The organism is Mesorhizobium sp. M4A.F.Ca.ET.050.02.1.1 (assembly GCF_003997725.1).
Taxonomy (GTDB): Bacteria; Pseudomonadota; Alphaproteobacteria; order Rhizobiales; family Rhizobiaceae; genus Mesorhizobium.
The window spans coordinates 1-2,355 of record NZ_RZSG01000877.1; the positions used below are offsets into that span (position 1 = coordinate 1).

The 2,355-nt window shown below is 63.6% G+C and carries 4 protein-coding genes; 2 read left to right on the forward strand and 2 right to left on the reverse strand.

What is annotated here, in order from left to right:
- Positions 1-517: SAM-dependent methyltransferase (locus tag EOA33_RS32540; RefSeq protein WP_190234440.1), on the reverse strand; the 517-nt coding region annotated here is incomplete at its 3' end.
- Positions 514-1,368, reverse strand: coding sequence for a prolipoprotein diacylglyceryl transferase (lgt, locus tag EOA33_RS32545; RefSeq protein WP_126058691.1), 855 nt, complete (start codon positions 1,366-1,368; stop codon positions 514-516). The genes lgt and EOA33_RS32540, both read right to left, overlap by 4 nt.
- 131 nt (positions 1,369-1,499) lie before the next feature.
- Between lgt and EOA33_RS32550 the strand changes: the two genes are divergently transcribed.
- Positions 1,500-1,802, forward strand: coding sequence for an accessory factor UbiK family protein (locus EOA33_RS32550; RefSeq protein WP_126058692.1), 303 nt, complete (start codon positions 1,500-1,502; stop codon positions 1,800-1,802).
- A 316-nt stretch (positions 1,803-2,118) separates the two neighbouring features.
- A partial coding sequence (locus EOA33_RS32555; protein WP_190234441.1) for a YbjN domain-containing protein occupies positions 2,119-2,355 on the forward strand: 237 nt, incomplete at its 3' end.

Below are 2,355 nucleotides of genomic sequence, written 5' to 3' on the forward strand. Positions count from 1 at the left end.
AGCCGGCACCGCTGCGGACGAACTGGCGGATGGGCACGGCGTCGAACAGTTCGTTGCCGACGATGAAGAGTGGCGCCTTCGGCAACGTTTCGACGGATTCGTGCCAGTCGAGTCTCACCGGCTGGCGGGTGAGCGTCCGCTGCTGGATTTCGGTCAGGCGCGGGCTTGCCTCGATCATGGCGAAGGTGGCGCCGCCTGCGAAAGCGGGATCGAGGCGCAGGAAGGTGCGCAGCAAGTCCTGCATCAGCGTGCCGCGGCCGGGGCCGATCTCGGCGACGGTGGCGGGCAGAGGCCGGCCAGCGGCCTGCCAGGCCTGGTAGAGCCAGACGGCGACCAGCTCGCCGAACATCTGGCTGATCTCCGGCGCGGTGACGAAGTCGCCCGCGGCGCCGAAAGGCTCGCGCGTGGTGTAGTAACCGTCCTCGGGGTCGAAAAGGCACAGCGCCATGTATTCGCTGACGGGGATCGGCCCCACCGTGCCGATGAGATCGATGATGCGGGTCTTCAGCCGCGTCATGCCGGTTGCGTCTGCGTCACCGGCCTGGCGGTGGCCATCGCCCAGATGCCGGCCAGCACCATGGGCGTCGACAGGATCATGCCCATGGTCAGCCAGTTGGTGCCAAGCAGATAGCCGAGCTGCTGGTCGGGCTCGCGGAAGAACTCGACGAAGATGCGCGACAGGCCATAGCCACAGATGAAGGCGCCGCCGACGAAGCGCGGCGTCTTCAGCTTCAGCCTGGAATGGGTGAGGAAGCGCAGCACGAGGAACAGCACCAGGCCCTCGAGCAGGGCTTCATAGATCTGACTCGGATGGCGCGAAAACGGTCCGCCATTGGGAAACTCCACCGCCCATGGCACGTCGGTTGGCCGGCCCCAGAGCTCGGAGTTGATGAAGTTGGCGACGCGCACGAGGCCAAGCCCGACCGGCACGCCGGCCGACACGACGTCGAACAACGTCCACGTGCGGATACCGCGCTTGAGCGAAAACAGGGTCATCGCCAGGATGACGCCGAGCAGGCCGCCGTGAAACGACATGCCGCCCTGCCAGACGGCGACGATATCCAGCGGATGCGCGATGTAGCGCGGCAGGTCGTAGAACAGCACATAGCCGGTTCGCCCGCCGACCACGACGCCGATCGCTGCCCAGACGATGAAGTCGTCCAGATCTTCCGGCTTCATCGGCAAGGCGCCGTCGGGCCACAGTCTTGCATTGGTGACCAGGCGCTTGGCGTACCACCAGGCAAAGAGGATGCCGACGATGTAGCCGACGCCGTACCAGTGCACCGCCAGCGGGCCGATCTGGACGATGACCGGATCGATGTTGGGGAAGGGCAGGGAGGTCAGCGGCAACAGAAAATATTCGCTCAACAGGGTCTCCCGGGCGCGGTCTGGTTTCGGGCGCGGACCATGCGGCAGGGTTTTGGCAGGGTCAAGGCAAGGCTGCGCTTGCATTCCGCGCCGCGCGCCACTACGTCAAATCGAGCAAGCGAGGATTTGCCATGTCGACCGGACCGAACCGCATTCTCGATGAATTCGCCAAGCTGATGACGGATGCCGCCGGCGCCGCGCAAGGCGTGCGGCGCGAGGTGGAGACGGCCTTCAAGGGCCAGGCCGAGCGAATCCTGAATACCATGGATGTAGTGCAGCGCGAGGAATTCGAGGCCGCGCGCGAGATGGCGGTGAAGGCGAGGGAGGACAACGTCCTGCTCGCCGCCCGTATTGAGGCGCTCGAGGCCAGGCTTGCCGAACTCACCGGCCAGGCCGCACCAGCGGCGGCGGCGAAGCCCAAAACAAAAAAATAATCGTTAAACTTTTCCACAAAGCACAATCCGAAAAAGCGCTTTGCCGTGAATCGCTTACCGGCATTGCATGAATCATCGCGACAGCGCCTTTCCACATGCGAATGACGCAGTGCGAAAAATTGGGCTGGTCACGCGACTCCCGATCAATAGACTGAATTTGTTGCATGATTCGAAGCAGGGATCATGCGCCGGGCGGTGGGGTTCGGTCTGGGTCTTTGCGTTTGAGAAAGTCCTGGCCGTCCGAGTTCTAGACAAGATTGTTCGTCGTGTGTGCCCCGCGGAGCGTGCGGCGCTCCCCTGAACACAGGAAGCATCCATGGAACTTCTCGAACTCGAATTCTCCCGCGAAATCCACCCGGTGGACGTCATCGAGCAGGTGGCGCACAACAATGACTGGTCGTTCGAGCGTGCCGGCGACGACGAGATTTCGATTTCGGTGGCGGGAAGCTGGACCGACTATCACGTCTCCTTCTCCTGGATGGAGGATTTCGAGGCGCTGCACCTGGCCTGCGCCTTCGACATCAAGGTGCCGGAAGCGCGCGCGCTGGAAGTG